Consider the following 16,376-nt stretch of genomic DNA (forward strand, 5'->3'; position numbering starts at 1 on the left):
GACAATTCACCCGCGCTCCTTAACCAGGCTGCGGTTGCTTTTCAGCATGCCAAACAGGCGCGGTATGTCCTTCGCGAACATCAGGTACAGACACGGCACCAGCAACAGCGAGATCGCGGTGGCGGCGAGAATGCCGTAGCCGAGCGAGATCGCCATCGGAATCATGAAGCGCGCCTGCACCGAGGTCTCGAAGATCATCGGCATCAGCCCGCAGAAGGTGGTCACCGTGGTCAGAATGATCGGGCGGAAGCGCCGCGCGGCGGCCTGCTTGATCGCGCCGGTCAGATCGGCGCCCTCTTCCCGCAAGCGGTTGCCGTATTCGATCATCACCAGCGTGTCGTTAATCACGACACCGGCCAGCGCCACCATGCCCAGCAGGCTGACCATACTGAGGCCGTATCCCATGATCAGGTGGCCCAGCAGTGCGCCTATGACACCGAAGGGTATCGCCACCATCACGGTCAGCGGCTGGATATAGCTCTTTAGCGGAATCGCCAGCAGCAGGTAGAGAGCGGCCATGGTCAGAGAGAAAGTCAGCCCCAGGGATGCCAGCCCCTCGCGCTCCTCGGCCTGCCGCCCCTCGTAGGAAACACTCAGACCGGCATAATCGGCCTGCAATTGCGGCACCACGCTCTGGTTGAGCTCATTGATGACCAGCGCCGCCTGGTCCGGCGGCTCCACATTCGCAGTCACCGTCATGACCCGACGCCCGGCGCGGCGGTTGATGGTCGCGTAGGCACGCCCCTTGTCCACTTCCACCAGATCCGGCAGCGGCAGCCACAGGCCGTTACCGGCGCGGATCATGATGCTGGAAACATCGTCCAGGCTGACCCGCTGCTGCTCCGGCAGACGCACCATCACCTTGACCTGATCGCGCCCGCGCTGCTGGCGCAGGGCCTCGGCACCGTAGAGCGAGGCGCGCAACTGCCGGCCGATATCCTCGGCGGACAAGCCAAGGCTCTTCGCGGTTTCCGTCAGGGTCAGGTCGAGCTGCTGCTTGCCCTGGGAGATGCCCGCATCGATATCACTGACCGCGGGGAATTTCCCCAACTCCCCTGCCAGTTGCTGCGCTGCCTGCTCCAGGGTCGCGGTATCCGTGTGGCGGAGCTCCACCGTCAGTGCGGCACCGGCACCGGGGCCGCCACGATCGGAGACGAAACTGGAACTCAGCGCGCCGGGCACGGGCCCCACCGCACGGCGCCACTTGCGGACAAATTCCCCGGTGGAAAAATCGCGCAGATCCGACGGCACCAGGTAAACATCCACCTGCACCGAACTCTCCCGCACCAGGCCGCGTATGCCGAGTACCGCTTTTTCGCGATCCACGTCAGCGAGTACACGATCGGCCGCGGCCATGATTTGGCTGCGCGCCTTATCCAGCTGTTGCTCCGCCGTTCCCGGCGGAAAAGTCACTTCAACGCGGCCCGTGTCCCGCTCGACCTTTGGCATCAGCGTAAAGCCCATGCGCCCACTAGCGGCGTAACCACCGACGACCAGCAGGATGGCAATGGCGATGGCGATGGTGCTGTAGCGGTGGCGCACGCAGAGATCCAGCAGCGGCTTGAAGCGCACCTCGACAAAGCGGTCCAGGCTGCGCGCGATCATCTTCTGCCGCGCGGCAAGGCGCCGCGCCCAGCCGTTTTTGTAACCGCGGCGGGAGTGGGCCAGATGCGACGGCAGGATAAACAGCGCCTCGACCCAGGAAATGACAAACACCGAGCCGACCACGAACGGAATAATGCCGAAGATCTTGCCCATAAATCCGGGCAATTCCATCAACGGAATAAACGCGACAATATTGGTCAGGATGGCGAACGTCAGCGGCACTGCCACCTGCCGCGCACCGGCAATCGCCGCCTCCAGGTTGCTGTAACCGAGCCGACGCCACTCGTGAATGTTCTCGCCGGCGATAATCGCATCGTCGACAACGATACCCAGCGCAATAATAAAGGCGAACATGCTGACCATATTCACCGAGACATCCAGCGCCGGCAGGAACAGCAGCGCGCCGAGGAAGCTGGTGGGAATTCCCAATGTCACCCAGAAGGCCAGGCGCAGTTCCAGAAATGCACCCAGCACCAAAAACACCAGCAACAGGCCGATAAAACCGTTTTTCAGCAGCAGCGACAGGCGCTCTTTGAAAATTTCCGAATCGTCGTCGCGGATACTGATATGCACACCCGCCGGCAGCGCACCCTCAAGTTCGGCCAGCACTTCGCGCGCGGCCTCACTGACACTCATCGGCGTCTGATCGCCGACGCGGAAAATATCGATACCGACCGCGCGCTCGCCGTTGAAGACCATATTGCGCGGCTCATCCACCAGCGCATCGCGAATGGTGGCAATATCGCTCAGGTGCACCGTGCCGCCACCGGCACTCTGCACGACGACGATATCGCCAAACTCCCGCGCCCAGTCACGCCGCTCCGTCACCCGCACCAGGATCTCGCCGGCGGCGGATTTAACCCCGCCGGCGGGCACATCCACCGCAGCGTTGCGCACCAGCTGGGCGACGTCCGGCAGTGACAGGCCGTAGCGGCGCAGGTCGTCGCGGCGCACTTCGATCGCCACTTCAAAATCGCGCACACCGGAGGTCTCCAGCTGGGTGATATCCGGATGCGCTTCCAGCTTGTCATAGATCTGCATGGCAAGGTCGCGCAAGGTGCGATCGTCGAGGTCGCCGTGAATCACCAGATCCATCACGTCGCGCCTGCGCTCGGCCAGACTGACCTGGGGCCGCTCGATATCCGACGGGAAGGTAGTGACGCGATCAATGGCCTGCTGCACATCCTGGTAGACCTGGTTGCCATTGGCATCCTCATCCAGTTCCAGCGTCAGGGTAGCGCTGCCCTCTGAGGCGGAACCGCGCATTTCCTTGATGCCCACAATGCCCTGCACCGCCTGTTCGGCCGCCACCAGCACGCCGCGCTCGACTTCGGCCGGACTCGCGCCCGGGTAGCTGATCTGCACGGTGATCATATCGAGGCTGAACTCGGGAAAGACTTCCTTTTTCACCGTCAGCGAAAAAATCAGACCGCCGACGATAAACACCAGCATCAACAGATTCGCCGTCACATGGTTGTGGGCCATCCACGCAATGGCGCCCGAACGCGTGTCCACGGCCGGGCGGTTAGCGCCGCCGAGACTCATCCGCGCTCTCCCTTTTCCGGTTCTTCAACCGGCACTTCATTGTCAGGCCGGTCGCTGCGGCGCGCGCCCGCCTTATCGCGCCCATTGCCCGTCGTGCGCTGCGCGGTCTGCACCTGCATGCCCTCGGTTACCGCGGTGAGTCGAGTAGTAACCAGAGTTTCACCGCCGTGCAGGCCAGTCTCCAATACGGCGTAATCTCCGCTCAGGAAGGCGATCTCGATGGGCCGGATGACGATACGGCCATCGCGCACCTGCCACACCCTGTTGCCATCCTGCACCGCGGTCAGCGGTACGCGCACCCGTTCTCGCTCTGCCCGGCCGGTGATTTCCACTCGCGCCAGGTCGTTCAGCAGCAGTTGTGGCTGAGCCGGGTTTTCGATGGACAAGGGATCCGCAAGCTCCACCAATACCCGCGCCAGCCTGCCCTGCTCCTCGAGCACCGGAATCACCCGCACAAACTCACCGGGTCGATACTGATCCGCCGGCCACTGGCTGCCGTGGATACGCACTTCGGCATCGGGGCTGTTGAGGCGTTCCAGTTGTGCCGCCGGCACCTCCACTTCGATCTGGAAGCGCTCGGCGCCGGCGAGCGTATAGAGCACGCTGCCCGGCGCGACCCGATCGCCGACGTCGGCACTGCGACTCACCAGCAGGGCGGTAAACGGCGCGCGAATCTGCGTCAGGCGCAGATCCCGCTGTGCCAGGCGTACCTGGGCCTCGGCCGAGTCCACACGTGCCTTGGCTGCCGCGAGCTGGGGTTCCCGCAGCACCAGCGCGCGGTCTGCCTCCGGCAGCGAGCTGCCCAGCAGTTCATATTCCTCCTGCGCCACGAGGCGCTGGCCCTGCTCCTGTTGTAGTTCCGCCCGCCTCTCGGCCAGTGCACTGCGCGCGGTCTGCAGGGCCAGCTGGTAGGATTCGGATTCAATCCGCAGCAGTAACTGATTTTTTTCCAGCGTCGATCCCGGCCCCAGATCGTAATCGAGCCACTCGACAACGCCGTCCACCTGCGGCTGCAACTCGGCCAGTTCACGCGCGGCCACCTTGCCCAGCGCGCTGACGGTCAGCGGAAACTTTCCGCGCTCGGCCACGACAACGTCAACGGTCGGCGGCGGCGCCTTGCGCTCACCGCGACTCAGGGTTGGCTTTTCCCGCATCAGCCAGCTGGAAATCACCAACGCGAGCAGGATCAGCGCCACTGGTACAACAAAATTCCAGTTGAGTTTTTTCAGCATCAACTATTCCCTTCCCGGTACAACTCCAGCTCTACCGGCTGCGGTGCCGGGAGGTCTTCCTGCGGAAGCCCCCCGGATAATGCCCGATAGAGGGTGACCCGGTTCTCCATCAGTTCGCGCCGCGCGCTCAGAATTTCACGCGCCAGCGCCTGCTGATCGTTGGTAGCGGCCAGTACATTCAGAAAGTCCACGCTGCCGCGTGCATAAGCGCGCCGCTGGCGCACGAGAATCAGTTCGGAGAGACGTTCGCGTTCGCGCAGGTAACCCAACCGGTCTTTCACCGCGCGCTCGCGAATCAACGCCTGCTCCACTTCGGACAGGGCCTGGTTCACAGTATTGCGGTAAAGCGCCCAGCGTTCCTGTAACACCGCATCCTGTTGGTGCTGGGCCGCGGCCAATTGCCCGCCATCGAACAGCACCCCCTCCGCGGCTGCGGTGATTGTCAGCAGCCAGTCCTTGGTAATGGAACTGATGGAGCTGCCGCCACCGCTGGCGATCGCCGATAGGCTGATAACCGGCAGCCGATCCGCCCAGGCCTGGTCCGCAAGGTAGTAACCCTGCAACAGTTCCCGCTGGGCCCGCTGCACATCCGGCCGACGCAGCAGTAACTGGGATGGCACGCCGGTATCCGGCAGCGCCGGCAGGACCGGCATGTCGGCAACCACCTGCAGTTGCCCTTCCAGCTCCTGTGCGGCGATTCCCAGTAGTGCGGCAAGCTGTACCTTCAGTATCTCGATATCCGCGTCAACCTGCTGCAGCTCCTGCTCGGACTGCTGCACCAGCTGGCGCTGCTGGAGCACATCGGCCGCCGCGCTAACGCCACGGCCAAAGCGCAGCTCCAGCACGCGCAGGGTCTTGCGATTGGTATCCAGCTGCTGGCGCAGCAGATCCTGCTGCCCCCACTGCTCGCGCAGCTGCAGCCAGGTGACGGCGACTTCTGCCGCCAGGCTTAGCGCCGCGGTCTGCAGATTCTGCTCCTCGGCCAGGCGCCCGGCCTCCGCTGCGCGGGCCCCGGCACGCACCCGACCCCATAGATCGATTTCATAACTGGCGGCCAGGCGTCCGCTCCAGCTGTTGCCTTCGTTCTCACTGCCGGAAAAATCGAAGTCACCGGACGAGGAGCGGCGCTGTTCCGTATTTTCGAGGGCCACAGTCAGGCGCGGCCAGAAGCCGGAGCGTGCGCCCTTGGCCGCGGCCGCTGCCTGCTGCAGGCGCCACAGCGTAGCCTGCAGGTCCGGGTTGTCGTGCAGCGCCAGCTGTACCAGCTGGTCCATCTGCGCATCACCGAACGTGCTCCACCAGCGCATGTCGACCGCACCGTTGCCGGACGCGCGAAACCTGTCGGGCAGGCCCAGGCTCTCCTGCGCCAGATCCGGCGGTAGAGGCTGAGTTGCACAGGCGCTGAGCAGCGGCAGGCAAAATGCTACGACAGGAAAAAAACGCAAGGAAATTTCACCAAAGTCTCTGGATGAACGTGAAGTTAGAAAATTATTGCGCCTATTATGGAATTCGTGTTTGGACCTGCAAGGCAATTTACGGTTGTTTACGCGCGAGCGGATTAATCGGAGGCAAAATTGCCCGCACCGGGAGTGCTCAGGCGCCCCTACTTAGGTATCATGCGCCACACTAAACTGATCGGTCACAGGGTGCTGTCGCAGGGATTACCGTCGGCGCCACTCCAGAAACTGATCCGGGCCGCGCAAGTTGCACTGCCTGCATAATTGGACCGGCCGGACACGCCGGTCGCGATCAATAACGGAAGTAGACGAGACACACCATGAGTAAACATCAGCCCCTCGCCCACTGGGACGACATCCTGCTGCTGGACCGCCAGCTGAGTGACGAAGAGCGTATGGTGCGCGATACCGCACGCGAGTACTGCCAGACCAAACTGATGCCGCGTATTCTGGAAGCCAACCGCCACGAAATCTTCGACCGCGAGATCATGCGCGAAATGGGCGAACTGGGCCTGCTCGGCTCCACCATCGAAGGCTACGGCTGCGCCGGCCTGAACTATGTTTCCTACGGCCTGGTGGCGCGCGAAGTTGAGCGCGTCGACTCCGGCTACCGCTCGGCGATGAGCGTTCAGTCCAGCCTTGTGATGTACCCGATTTCCGCCTACGGCAGCGAAGCGCAGAAAGAGAAATACCTGCCCAAGCTGGCCACCGGCGAGTGGGTCGGCTGCTTCGGCCTGACCGAGCCGGACGCCGGCTCCGATCCCGGCGGCATGAAGACCCGCGCCAAGAAAGTGGAAGGCGGCTACCGCCTGAGCGGCTCCAAGATGTGGATCACCAACAGCCCCATTGCCGACGTATTTGTCGTCTGGGCCAAGGACGACGAAGACGTTATCCGTGGCTTCGTGCTCGACAAGGGCATGGAAGGTCTGTCCGCGCCGAAGATCGAAGGCAAGTTCTCCCTGCGCGCGTCCATCACCGGTGAAATCGTCATGGACAACGTATTCGTGCCTGAAGAGAACAAGTTCCCGGACATCGGCGGACTGCGCGGTCCCTTCGGCTGCCTGAACCGCGCCCGCTACGGCATTTCCTGGGGTGCTATGGGCGCCGCCGAATACTGCTGGCACGCCGCGCGCCAGTACGGCCTCGACCGCAAGCAGTTCAACCGCCCGCTGGCACAGACTCAGCTGTTCCAGAAGAAACTCGCCGACATGCAGACCGAAATCACCCTCGGCCTGCAGGGCTCGCTGCGGGTCGGCCGCATCATGGACGAGGACAAAAACTTCGACCCGACCATGATCTCGCTGATGAAGCGCAATAACTGTGGCAAGGCACTCGACATCGCCCGCGTATCTCGCGATATGCACGGCGGTAACGGTATCGCCGACGAGTTCCACGTGATCCGCCACGTGATGAACCTGGAGGCCGTAAACACCTACGAGGGCACCCACGACGTGCACGCCCTGATCCTCGGCCGCGCTCAGACTGGCCTGCAGGCCTTCGTCTAAGCCTGCCGTCAGTAGCGTATCCGCCCTATATTTGCTCGGTGGATACGCTGCTTCTCTTCCCTCATCAGGGCCATATCGAGATTCTCTGGTCTGCTGGCATATAACTTCTGCAGCAGGACCCGCTCTATTCCCGGACACAAAAAGTTATGGAACAACTGCTGTACTGGTTCGATCTAATCGGCATAGTGGTGTTTGCGTTTACCGGTGTGCTGGCGGCGGGTCACAAGCAGATGGACCTGTTCGGCGCGGTGGTGTTGGCCTGCGTGACTGCCACCGGTGGTGGCACCACGCGCGACATGATTCTGAATATTCCGGTATTCTGGCTACAGGACAGCCACTATCTCTGGATCGCTGTCACTACCGGGGTCGTCAGCTTTTACCTGATCCGCTATCTGCAGGTACCTATGCGCCTGCTGAAGATCGCTGATGCGATGGGCCTGGCAGTCTTTGTCGTGATCGGCACGCAAAAGGTACTCGAGCTAGGACACTCACCGGCCATTGCCATCGTAATGGGCGTCATGACAGGGACCTTTGGCGGCTTGATCCGAGATATCCTGGCCGGCGATATTCCGCTGTTGCTGCGGCGCGAGATCTACGCCACGGCGGCCCTCAGCGGCGCCGCCGTGCTGGTGTTACTCGACGCCAGCGGTAAAGTCCCGGGAGAGATTGTAGTGGCCGTCGCCGTGCTGGTGACCCTGGGGATCCGGCTCGCGGCCTTGCGATGGAACCTATCCGCACCCATCGCGCGCTTCGGCAACAACTGACCAGCCAGTTTTATTCACAGGTACTACTGCAGTGTGTGATTTCCGACTTCAGAAAGCCGTTCTACTCGTTCTCTGCGTCCTCCTCGGGGCCTGTGATCGCGCCGCACAACAGGACGACAGTGCAGGCCCCACCCGGCTGATTCCCAAGCCCTGCTGGTTCGAAACCGATGACAGCTGGCCGATCACACAGTGCTTTATGATGGAAGTGCCGGAAAACTACGCCAAGCCATCGGAGCGCAGAATCCAGTTTCCGGTTGTGCGCTTCCTCGCCGCCGAGCCCGATGCCGACAAGTACCCGCTTCTGCACCTGGGCGCCGGCGGACCCGGCGCCAGCCTCGGGCTGGAGCCGGAAAACGCCAGCGACTGGCTGTGGATCAACTACGCCGCGATGACCGTGGAAGACGGCCGCGACCTGATCATCATGGACCCGCGCGGCACCGGCATGGCCCAGCCCCGCCTGACCTGCCACGAGTTTATCGAGGATGCGCAGACCGCGTTCCGGCGCAACCTGTCTCCGGATGAAGAGGCACGCGTATTCACGTTCAGCATGGAGCGCTGTTACAGCCGCCTGAGCAAAGGGGCTGACCTCGCCCAGTACAACAGCGCAACCATCGCCCGGGATGTGGAAGCCCTGCGGCAGCTGATGGACGTGGAAAAGTTCAACCTCTACGGCGTTTCCTACGCGTCCCGCTATGCACTGACCATGGCCCGCGACTACCCGGACTCTGTGCGCGCACTGGTACTGAACAGCGCGGTATTCCCCAACATCATCTACACCCAGCAGCTGGCCAAAGACTCGCTGGCGGCCTATCAGCGCGGCCTGCAGGCCTGCTCCGCCGACAAGCTGTGCAACAGCCGCTATCCCGACCTGCGCAACCGCCTGGAAAACCTGGTGCAATCGCTGGATGAAAACCCGCGCACCATCTCTATCACCCATCGTTTTTCCGACGAGGAGTATCCGTTCGTATTGACCGGCCAGCGGTTATTGCGGGTGCTTTTCCAGGCGCTGTACAACGAAAATTTTTACAGCGACCTGCCGAAGGTTATCGAGGCGCTGGAAACCGCCGAGACAGAAGAGCAGAAGCCGGTACAGACTGCGATCGCCAATTTCATGGAAATCGTACTCGACCCCTACTTCGGTGATGCCGCCGGAGTGAGCCACTTCTGTTACGAAGAGGCGCCCTTTGTCGATTTCGACCGGGCCCGCGCCAGCGCTGCCGACAGCGGTATCCTCGGCGGCGCCGTGCGCTCCGATATCGAACTGATGCAGGTGCAGTGCCGAATCTGGGCCATCCCCTCGGCACCACTACTCGAATCGAAGGCGATCGCCACCACCCTGCCCGTCATGCTGCTGCACGGTGGCCTGGACCCGGTGCTAGCCGCCGATGATGTCGACAAAGCCCGGCGCAAACTGCCCAACCATCAGTGGCTGCTGTTCCCGGCGCTGGCCCACGACATCATTTCGGCCAGCAACTGCGCCGAGCAGGCCGCAGCGCGCTTCCTCGACAACCCGACCGAAGACCAGACTGAGTCCGCCAGGGCATGCCGCCGCGAGGAGCTTGCGAACAAGATACCCGCTGGTGGCGATGCGCCGGCAAACAGCCAATACAGTCAACAAGACTGAACGCTCCGCCGCGGGTTGCGGCGACTGGTCGACCGCTTGGCCGTCGATGCGAAAGGCAGGCCCCGAGGCTGGACAAAATCCGCGCTTGCGCTTAATTTCGCCCCTACAACAACGATAAAAGTAACGGCGCGGCGAGCATGAGCGAGAAAGCAGTCATCGAAGTAAGCGAACTGGCAGACATGGCGCCGGCAGCGGATCTGGTGATCCTGGACTGTCGCTACGATCTAGCCGACCCCGACGCCGGCGCGCGGGCTTTCGCCGAGGGACATATCCCCGGCGCCCACCATGCCAGCCTGCACCGAGACCTGTCGGGTCCGCTCGGCCGTTACGGCGGCCGCCACCCGCTGCCGCATCCGGAAGACTTCCAGCAGTTCGCCCGCGCATGCGGGATAAACCGCAACTCCCTGGTCGTAGTCTACGACGATAACCGCCTCGCGTTTGCCGCCCGCGCCTGGTTCCTGTTCCACTATTTCGGCCACAAAAATGTCGCGGTATTGAACGGTGGCTTCAAGGCCTGGCGCGCGGCAGATATGCCGCTCAGTGCGAGCACCGCTGGGCCGACGCCGGGAGACTTCGTCGCCAGTCCCCGCGACGCGATGCTGCTCAATCACCAGCAGGTGTACAGCAACCTGGACAACCCGCCCTGGCAGCTGGTCGACGCCCGCGACGCGCACCGCTTTGCCGGCATAGAGGAGCCGCTGGATCCTATCGCCGGGCACATCCCCACAGCCCTGAACAAGCCCTGGCAGGGAGTCACCCATGAGGACGGCAGACTCAAGTCATTTGCCGAGCTTCGCAACCACTGGCAGGACATCCCCGCGGACGATCGCCTGGTCAACTATTGCGGTTCCGGCGTTACCGCCTGCGTAAACCTGTTTTCGCTACACCTGATTGGCTGCACCGACGCCCTGCTCTATCCCGGCAGCTGGAGTGACTGGTGCGCACATATTGTCTACCCGGCAACAGACACAGAAAACTGCTAGCGCGGTGCCACCTCAATCGGCACACGCAATTAATAGTCCGAAATAGCAACAGGCTGGCACTAGCCCCACTGCACCAATGGGATCGCAGTGGAACATTCAGTGGAATGGGCGGCTTCGGATTGCCGTCGGGGAGAGAGGCAAGCGGCGGGCCGACGGTGGCAGCGTCGGCCCTTGCCGGAAGAAATGGTTTTCAGCGCAGCAGGCAGGCGCCGGTGCCGGCCAGGCCGCAATAGCCATCGGGATTCTTGGCCAGGTACTGCTGGTGATACTCCTCGGCGTAGTAGAATTCCGGCGCCATGCCGATCTCGGTGGTGATTTCACCAAACCCCTTTTCGACCAACGACTTCTGGAAGGCTTCTCTGGTCGCCTTCGCTTCTTCCAGCTGGGCCTCGTTAAAGCAGAAGATACAAGAGCGATATTGAGGGCCGAGGTCATTGCCCTGGCGCATGCCCTGGGTCGGATCGTGCTCTTCCCAGAAACGGCGCAACAGTTCCCCGTAGCTCACCTTGGCCGGATCGTATACCACCAACACGGCTTCCGCATGGCCGGTGCGACCGCTGCACACTTCCTCGTAATTCGGGTTCTCGGTAGCACCGTCCGCATAACCGGCGGCCGTGGTATAGACGCCGTCGATCTCCCAGAACAGCCGCTCCACACCCCAGAAACACCCCATCCCGAAAATGGCTTTTTCCATGCCGTCCGGGAAAGGTTCTTTCATCTGCGTGCCGTTGACGTAATGAACCGCACTGATGTCCATCGGTTGTTCCCGTCCAGGTAAGATCTGGTCTGCATCGGGTATCTGGAATTTGTCGTATTGCATCAATCACCTCAAGCGCCGGTTTGTCCGGCAACCATAATACAGCCTGTCGCTTTCATTGGCCGCGATACTTCCCAGTCCAGGTACTCGGCTCCCAACTTCTCCTCCGCTCGCTGGGCCAGACGGAAGAATGGTGAGCGCCCCGGGTCGGCCAGCACGACGCGCTCGACGCCCGACTGCAGGGCGCGCCGCGTGAGATTATAAAGTAGCGGCTCGAGATTATCCCAGAAACAGATATCCGTGCCGATCACCACATCGAACCTGGACAGATCGGACTTGGTTACCTTCTCATAGCGACAGCGCCAGGTGTCGACGCTCACGCCGTTCAGCTCCGCGTGATATTGCAGGAACGGGAAAACACTGGGATCGGCATCCAGGCCGGTCACTCGCGCATCGAAGTGCTTCGCACAGAAAATGCCCCCCAGTCCCCAGCCACATCCCAGGTCCAGCACTCTGGCGCCCTTGTTCAGGGGATGACGCTTCAGATAGTCCATCATCAGGCAGGAACTCTTCCAGAATTTGTTACCGTGCAGAGTGGCGTCTCCCGCCTGGCGCCGCAGCCTGCGCATATCGGCATGCGCATTCTGGCGGACGGTCAATCCAAACAGGCGACGACTGAGAGTGCTGGAAGCCATGGTTCTGTATTTACCCTCTATAATTGCAGAATTCAGACATGGACGCGCTAATCGCTGCATGAAGTAGCCAGTGTATCGTCAATCGGACGAAGCTTCAGCCGCCCACTCAATTCAATGGCTTTCAGCCACACCAAACTCGGCCCAAGACCGTTCACTCTTGCCCCGCTTTCCGGGTAGCGAAGCGCGCCGGCATATTAGAATCCAATAGAGAAGCTGCCACCACACGCGAAATCGGCAGCCAACCGGAGAGACACCGGCGCGCCAAACTTGATCGAGCTACCAGTCTTGCGATCAAAATCTGGGAACTGTTCCGCCAGTAAAAAGCGCTATCCGCCAAAAACATCTTCGCCACGCTCGTTCACATATCCCAGCCCCTGCTACTCGACTACTTTTTATATCGATCAATCAGCGAACAACTGCACAAGCAGCTCAGGGAATAAGTGAATAGTGCGATGCGTAGACTCAGCTCAACAGCCTTCACGGCACTGTCAATACTGGTCGCGGCAAAAGGCCAGGCCCTGCCGGTCTATGAATCCAAACAGGTCGCCCTTTATATTCAGGGCTACATGACCACGCACCAAACAAATATTGATGGGAACACCGAGTTGATCGATGGCGCCTCTCGCCTCGGCTTCAATCTCGATACACCTGCCTACAAAGACTGGAACGCCGGATTTAATATCGAGTGGGGTCTCAGGCTGGTTTCGCCGAATCAAAACATCATCATTTCCGGTGACCAGCAGGCGGAACCCGGCGAGCAGGCAGATCCACTCTTTGTTCGCCAAGGCCACGCTTATGCCAAACATAAACACTGGGGCGAGTTCGCCGCCGGCAAACAGTGGGCGACCTATTACGATGTCGCGTATATAACCGACTGGTACAACGTGTCCGGCGGCTTGGCCAGCGGCGCTTTTGCCCTGGGCGGCGATGGCGGTGTTACGGGTACCGGCCGCGCCGACGGGGCATTGACCTGGCGCAAGCGCTGGCGGGCCCTGTGTGGGGAATTCCAAGTCGGCCTGCAATACGCCGCGCACGTTGCGGATCTTGATATTTCGGTGGAGAACGTCAGGGGCCCGGACACGCTACTGGTATGCCCGCCGGGGGACTGTGAGTGGGGACTGAACCGCGGTATCTCGCTGACCTACAAGGTGGATGTCGGTACCGGGCTGTTTCTCGGCACCGCCTACAACCGGACGAATCTGGACCTTTATACCGAGCACGGCCTACTCTTCGACATCAGCGATCCGAACAACAGAATCCTGATCAGGGACGACGAGGTGATCAATGCCAGCAGTAACAATTTCGCCTTTATCGGCGGAGTCGCCTACGGCAGAGGCGCTTTCCAGCAGGGACTTTACGCGGCGTACAACTGGCATCGCTCCCACAACAATGAGCTCGCCCCTCCCAGTTCAACCGTGGGTGCCACCAATTTCTTCAATGCGATAGGATCGGAGAGCTTTGTAAGCTGGACCTGGGGCAAATACAACTGCTATTCCCTCTATGGGGGCCACAACCTGCTGAAGTCTCACAAGGACGAAATTTTCGAGGAAGCACTGGTTACCGGAGATAAGTATCGCCTGGCCTATTATTTCCTCGGCTTCAATTACCAGTGGAACGAGCGGGTGCGGCTTTACCTCGAGAGCGGCAAAGACGACAGCAACGATGTGGCTCGATCCCGGGGCGACTTTATCGCCGCAGGCATAAGGGTCGACATCTGATAAGCTAGCGGACCCAAGCTTCACAGAGGGTACTGTCTTTGGGCCGCATGATCCTACTGATTGCCGTCGGCATATTTGCCTACCTGGCATGGCAAAAATTCAAGAGCAGCGCACCGCAACAAAGGCGCAAGCTACTATTGCAGTGGATGCTGATCGGCTTGGCGCTGGCCGCAGTGCTGCTGGCCGTCAGTGGACGGCTGCACTGGGTGGCTGCCGCCATTGCACTGGTACTACCCGTTCTCGGCCGGGCCCTGAGCTGGCTCGGCCGGCATCTGCCCTGGCTGGCTCCGCTGATCGCCAGGCATGCTCAGGCCAAGCGGGAACAGGCAAACGGCCAGCAGCAGACCTCAGACGCTGACAAAGCCCCTCCCCTCACCCCCGCCGAGGCGCGCCGTATTCTCGGTGTCGACGAGGATGCCGGTCGCGACGAAATCGTCAGCGCTCACCGCAAGCTGATCCAGAAGCTCCACCCGGACCGCGGCGGCAACGATTACCTTGCCTCGCGCATTAATGCCGCCAAGGAGCTGCTGCTGCGCAATCTTTAGCCTTTGACGCGGCTACGCGGGGCCACCTATAGCCGGCACAGCAGGTGCACATAGCGCGCCAGCTGCCGATAGGGATCCTCGCGGGAATATTCCAGCTCTTTTCCCACGATTGCCGCGGCCGGCAGTTTTTCGCGAATGGCGGGAGTCATAAAATCGTGGAAGCAGCGGATGCCGCTATGGGCGACAACCGTTAAACCCGCCTGCGCCAGCCAGTCCTGCACCCACTCGAGCAACAGCGGATTCCGCGGTGTCAGGCTGCCGGGGTGACCGCCCCAGTTACCGCTTTCGATATTGCGATCCAGCTGGCGAAAACTGCCGCGCTGTAGCAGCCGAAACTCCAGCGCGCGGCGGTTATAGAAGGTCAGGGACAGATAACCGCCGGGTTTCAGCAAATCGCGCAACTGCTCCACGGCCTGCTTCGGCTGGGCCAGCCACTCCAGTACGGCGTGGCAAATCACCAGGTCGGCGCCCTGCAGCTCCGGAATCTGCGGCAGTTCCTGCAGCGGCCGCTGCAGCAACGTGACCCGCTCCTGCAGCTGCCGCCGCGCCAGCTGTTCGGCCGCCTGCGCCAGCATCTGTGCCGAAATATCGGCCAGATAGACCCGGTGGCCACCTTGCGCGAGGTCCATGGCGAACTGCCCCTGGCCGCCGCCGGCATCGACGACTTTCAGAGAACCAGCATCTGCCAACAGCGGCGCCAGGTCGCGGTTCAGCACTGCCAGGCGGATATCGCCCTTCAACCCGCCGTAAATGCGATCCCGGAACCGGTGCGCCAGGTCGTCAAAATTTCGATCAGATATTTGATCAGAAGTCATCTCGGCTACAGATCCCGCCCGTCGTGAATATGGCGGCGGCGGTTCTCCGCAATCTTCTCGCGCAGCGCAGTATCCATATCGACGCCCAAGGACACGGCCAGCTTGCTCAGATACATCTGGATGTCCGCCAGTTCGGCAGCCACCTGGCCGGCGCCCCCTGCCTGCACAAATTCTTCGATCTCGTCGTCGCTTCGCCACTGCAAATGGCGACACAGTTCCGCCACCTCTACGGACAGCGCCATGGCCAGGTTTTTCGGCGTATGCAGGGACTGCCAGCCGCGGCGGCGGGCGATGTCGTCGAACGCGGACAGAATGTCGACTGTATCCATTGTTTATTTCTCAAGTTCCTGGCCGAGGGTACGCCCTTCCGCCGCGAGGATCGATTGCAGCGTACGCGAGCGAAATTCCCGCTGAAACAGCACCCAGACCACCGTTAAATAGCCGGCAGTAAACAGCAGCGGATGGATGAACCACGCCATTACCGCCATTGCAAAGTAATAGGAGCGCAGGCCATAGTTGTAGCTGTGTCCGGCCTGATCAATGACCTTGGCCGTGCTGATGGCGAAGCGGCGGCGCTCCTCCGCAGAGATTTCTTCGGCCTCGGGCGGTGGCGCGGCACCGATCAACACATTGGCAAAGGAGTACTGGCGCAGTGACCAGGTAAAATTGAAAAAGGCGAAAATAAAGATCAGCACCAGCAGCAATACTTTCAGTTCAAACTGCTCTACCGAGGTCTGCCCCGCAAACGGCAGGGTGCTCAGAAGCTCGATTACCGCCTTGTTAGCCGTCAGGGCTGTCACCAGACCCGCCAGTATCAGGATACTGGTGGAGGCAAAGAAGCCGATGACGCGCTCCAGGTTGCCGATAATGGCGGCGTCCGGCATGCGCATGTCGCGCTCCAACATGCGCAACATCCATTCGACCCGATACCACTGCAGCGATGACGACAGTGACCAGGTCACCTTTGCCTTCTTGCGCGCAAAGACGGTATACCCCGCCCAGGTAATAAAAAAGCCAGTGACGCTGGCGACATCCAACAATGACAACGTCTCTCTCCGTGTTCGTCTACATTTATGCCGGGGGCCGGAACTCACCGCAGTTTTTGCTCCGCTGGCACCCTTGTCAACATCG

Annotated in this window: 14 protein-coding genes; 6 read left to right on the forward strand and 8 right to left on the reverse strand. The window is 61.3% G+C overall.

Annotation, left to right across the window (positions count from 1 at the left end):
* Window positions 1-6: 6 nt before the first annotated feature.
* The 3 genes from BLW36_RS03290 to BLW36_RS03300 are packed head-to-tail and all read right to left on the reverse strand — an operon-like array spanning window position 7 to window position 5,827.
* On the reverse strand, window positions 7-3,150 hold the full coding sequence (locus BLW36_RS03290) for an efflux RND transporter permease subunit (RefSeq protein WP_091385116.1): 3,144 nt from the start codon (window positions 3,148-3,150) through the stop codon (window positions 7-9).
* Window positions 3,147-4,382: an efflux RND transporter periplasmic adaptor subunit gene (locus BLW36_RS03295; protein WP_091385117.1), complete on the reverse strand. Its 1,236-nt coding sequence runs from the start codon at window positions 4,380-4,382 to the stop codon at window positions 3,147-3,149. The genes BLW36_RS03290 and BLW36_RS03295 overlap by 4 nt, the downstream gene beginning before the upstream one ends.
* Window positions 4,382-5,827, reverse strand: a complete 1,446-nt coding sequence (locus BLW36_RS03300) for an efflux transporter outer membrane subunit (RefSeq protein ID WP_091385119.1) — start codon at window positions 5,825-5,827, stop codon at window positions 4,382-4,384. Before BLW36_RS03300 ends, BLW36_RS03295 begins: the two co-directional genes overlap by 1 nt.
* 332 nt (window positions 5,828-6,159) lie before the next feature.
* Between BLW36_RS03300 and BLW36_RS03305 the strand changes: the two genes are divergently transcribed.
* The 4 genes from BLW36_RS03305 to BLW36_RS03320 all read left to right on the forward strand — a co-directional run bounded on the left by BLW36_RS03305 (window position 6,160) and on the right by BLW36_RS03320 (window position 10,715).
* Entirely contained in the window at window positions 6,160-7,344 is a 1,185-nt protein-coding gene (locus BLW36_RS03305) for an acyl-CoA dehydrogenase (protein ID WP_091385121.1), read from the forward strand.
* 146 nt (window positions 7,345-7,490) lie between these two features.
* Window positions 7,491-8,108, forward strand: a complete 618-nt coding sequence (locus tag BLW36_RS03310; protein ID WP_091385123.1) for a trimeric intracellular cation channel family protein — start codon at window positions 7,491-7,493, stop codon at window positions 8,106-8,108.
* A 31-nt stretch (window positions 8,109-8,139) separates the two neighbouring features.
* A complete protein-coding gene (locus BLW36_RS03315; RefSeq protein WP_091385125.1) occupies window positions 8,140-9,732 on the forward strand; it encodes an alpha/beta fold hydrolase in 1,593 nt (530 codons plus the stop codon).
* A gap of 137 nt (window positions 9,733-9,869) precedes the next feature.
* On the forward strand, window positions 9,870-10,715 hold the full coding sequence (locus tag BLW36_RS03320; protein WP_091385128.1) for a sulfurtransferase: 846 nt from the start codon (window positions 9,870-9,872) through the stop codon (window positions 10,713-10,715).
* 190 nt (window positions 10,716-10,905) lie between these two features.
* Here BLW36_RS03320 and msrA read toward each other — a convergent pair whose 3' ends face one another.
* Both msrA and BLW36_RS03330 read right to left on the reverse strand, forming a co-directional pair.
* A complete protein-coding gene (gene msrA, locus BLW36_RS03325; RefSeq protein ID WP_091385130.1) occupies window positions 10,906-11,535 on the reverse strand; it encodes a peptide-methionine (S)-S-oxide reductase MsrA in 630 nt (209 codons plus the stop codon).
* A gap of 8 nt (window positions 11,536-11,543) precedes the next feature.
* Window positions 11,544-12,167 (reverse strand): class I SAM-dependent methyltransferase, encoded by a 624-nt coding sequence (locus BLW36_RS03330; RefSeq protein ID WP_091385133.1) that lies wholly within the window; start codon window positions 12,165-12,167, stop codon window positions 11,544-11,546.
* 452 nt (window positions 12,168-12,619) lie between these two features.
* Here BLW36_RS03330 and BLW36_RS03335 point away from each other — a divergent pair, with 452 nt between their 5' ends.
* Window positions 12,620-13,885 carry a porin gene (locus BLW36_RS03335; protein WP_091385136.1) on the forward strand — a complete coding sequence of 422 codons (1,266 nt, stop codon included), beginning with the start codon at window positions 12,620-12,622 and terminating at the stop codon, window positions 13,883-13,885.
* Between the two features lie 47 nt (window positions 13,886-13,932).
* Window positions 13,933-14,430, forward strand: coding sequence for a DnaJ domain-containing protein (locus BLW36_RS03340; protein WP_244506112.1), 498 nt, complete (start codon window positions 13,933-13,935; stop codon window positions 14,428-14,430).
* 26 nt (window positions 14,431-14,456) lie between these two features.
* Here BLW36_RS03340 and BLW36_RS03345 read toward each other — a convergent pair whose 3' ends face one another.
* From BLW36_RS03345 to BLW36_RS03355, 3 genes are read right to left on the reverse strand one after another with little or no spacing between them, the layout of a single operon-like run.
* Complete coding sequence (locus BLW36_RS03345; RefSeq protein WP_091385141.1) at window positions 14,457-15,245, reverse strand: methyltransferase; 789 nt, start codon at window positions 15,243-15,245, stop codon at window positions 14,457-14,459.
* Between the two features lie 5 nt (window positions 15,246-15,250).
* The gene (locus tag BLW36_RS03350) at window positions 15,251-15,574 is read right to left on the reverse strand and encodes a nucleotide pyrophosphohydrolase (protein ID WP_091385144.1); all 324 of its coding nucleotides are present in this window, start codon (window positions 15,572-15,574) and stop codon (window positions 15,251-15,253) included.
* 3 nt (window positions 15,575-15,577) lie between these two features.
* The gene (locus BLW36_RS03355) at window positions 15,578-16,291 is read right to left on the reverse strand and encodes a DUF599 domain-containing protein (protein ID WP_091385146.1); all 714 of its coding nucleotides are present in this window, start codon (window positions 16,289-16,291) and stop codon (window positions 15,578-15,580) included.
* Window positions 16,292-16,376 lie beyond the last annotated feature (85 nt).

It is taken from the genome of Microbulbifer marinus, assembly GCF_900107725.1.
GTDB lineage: Bacteria > Pseudomonadota > Gammaproteobacteria > Pseudomonadales > Cellvibrionaceae > Microbulbifer > Microbulbifer marinus.

Bases quoted from the DNA above. Each gene is read 5' to 3' on its own strand.
- BLW36_RS03290 (WP_091385116.1), bottom strand. From the start codon at position 3,150: ATGAGTCTCGGCGGCGCTAACCGCCCGGCCGTGGACACGCGTTCGGGC.
- BLW36_RS03295 (WP_091385117.1), bottom strand. From the start codon at position 4,382: ATGCTGAAAAAACTCAACTGGAATTTTGTTGTACCAGTGGCGCTGATC.
- BLW36_RS03305 (WP_091385121.1), top strand. From the start codon at position 6,160: ATGAGTAAACATCAGCCCCTCGCCCACTGGGACGACATCCTGCTGCTG.
- BLW36_RS03310 (WP_091385123.1), top strand. From the start codon at position 7,491: ATGGAACAACTGCTGTACTGGTTCGATCTAATCGGCATAGTGGTGTTT.
- BLW36_RS03320 (WP_091385128.1), top strand. From the start codon at position 9,870: ATGAGCGAGAAAGCAGTCATCGAAGTAAGCGAACTGGCAGACATGGCG.
- msrA (WP_091385130.1), bottom strand. From the start codon at position 11,535: ATGCAATACGACAAATTCCAGATACCCGATGCAGACCAGATCTTACCT.
- BLW36_RS03330 (WP_091385133.1), bottom strand. From the start codon at position 12,167: ATGGCTTCCAGCACTCTCAGTCGTCGCCTGTTTGGATTGACCGTCCGC.
- BLW36_RS03335 (WP_091385136.1), top strand. From the start codon at position 12,620: ATGCGTAGACTCAGCTCAACAGCCTTCACGGCACTGTCAATACTGGTC.
- BLW36_RS03340 (WP_244506112.1), top strand. From the start codon at position 13,933: ATGATCCTACTGATTGCCGTCGGCATATTTGCCTACCTGGCATGGCAA.
- BLW36_RS03345 (WP_091385141.1), bottom strand. From the start codon at position 15,245: ATGACTTCTGATCAAATATCTGATCGAAATTTTGACGACCTGGCGCAC.
- BLW36_RS03350 (WP_091385144.1), bottom strand. From the start codon at position 15,574: ATGGATACAGTCGACATTCTGTCCGCGTTCGACGACATCGCCCGCCGC.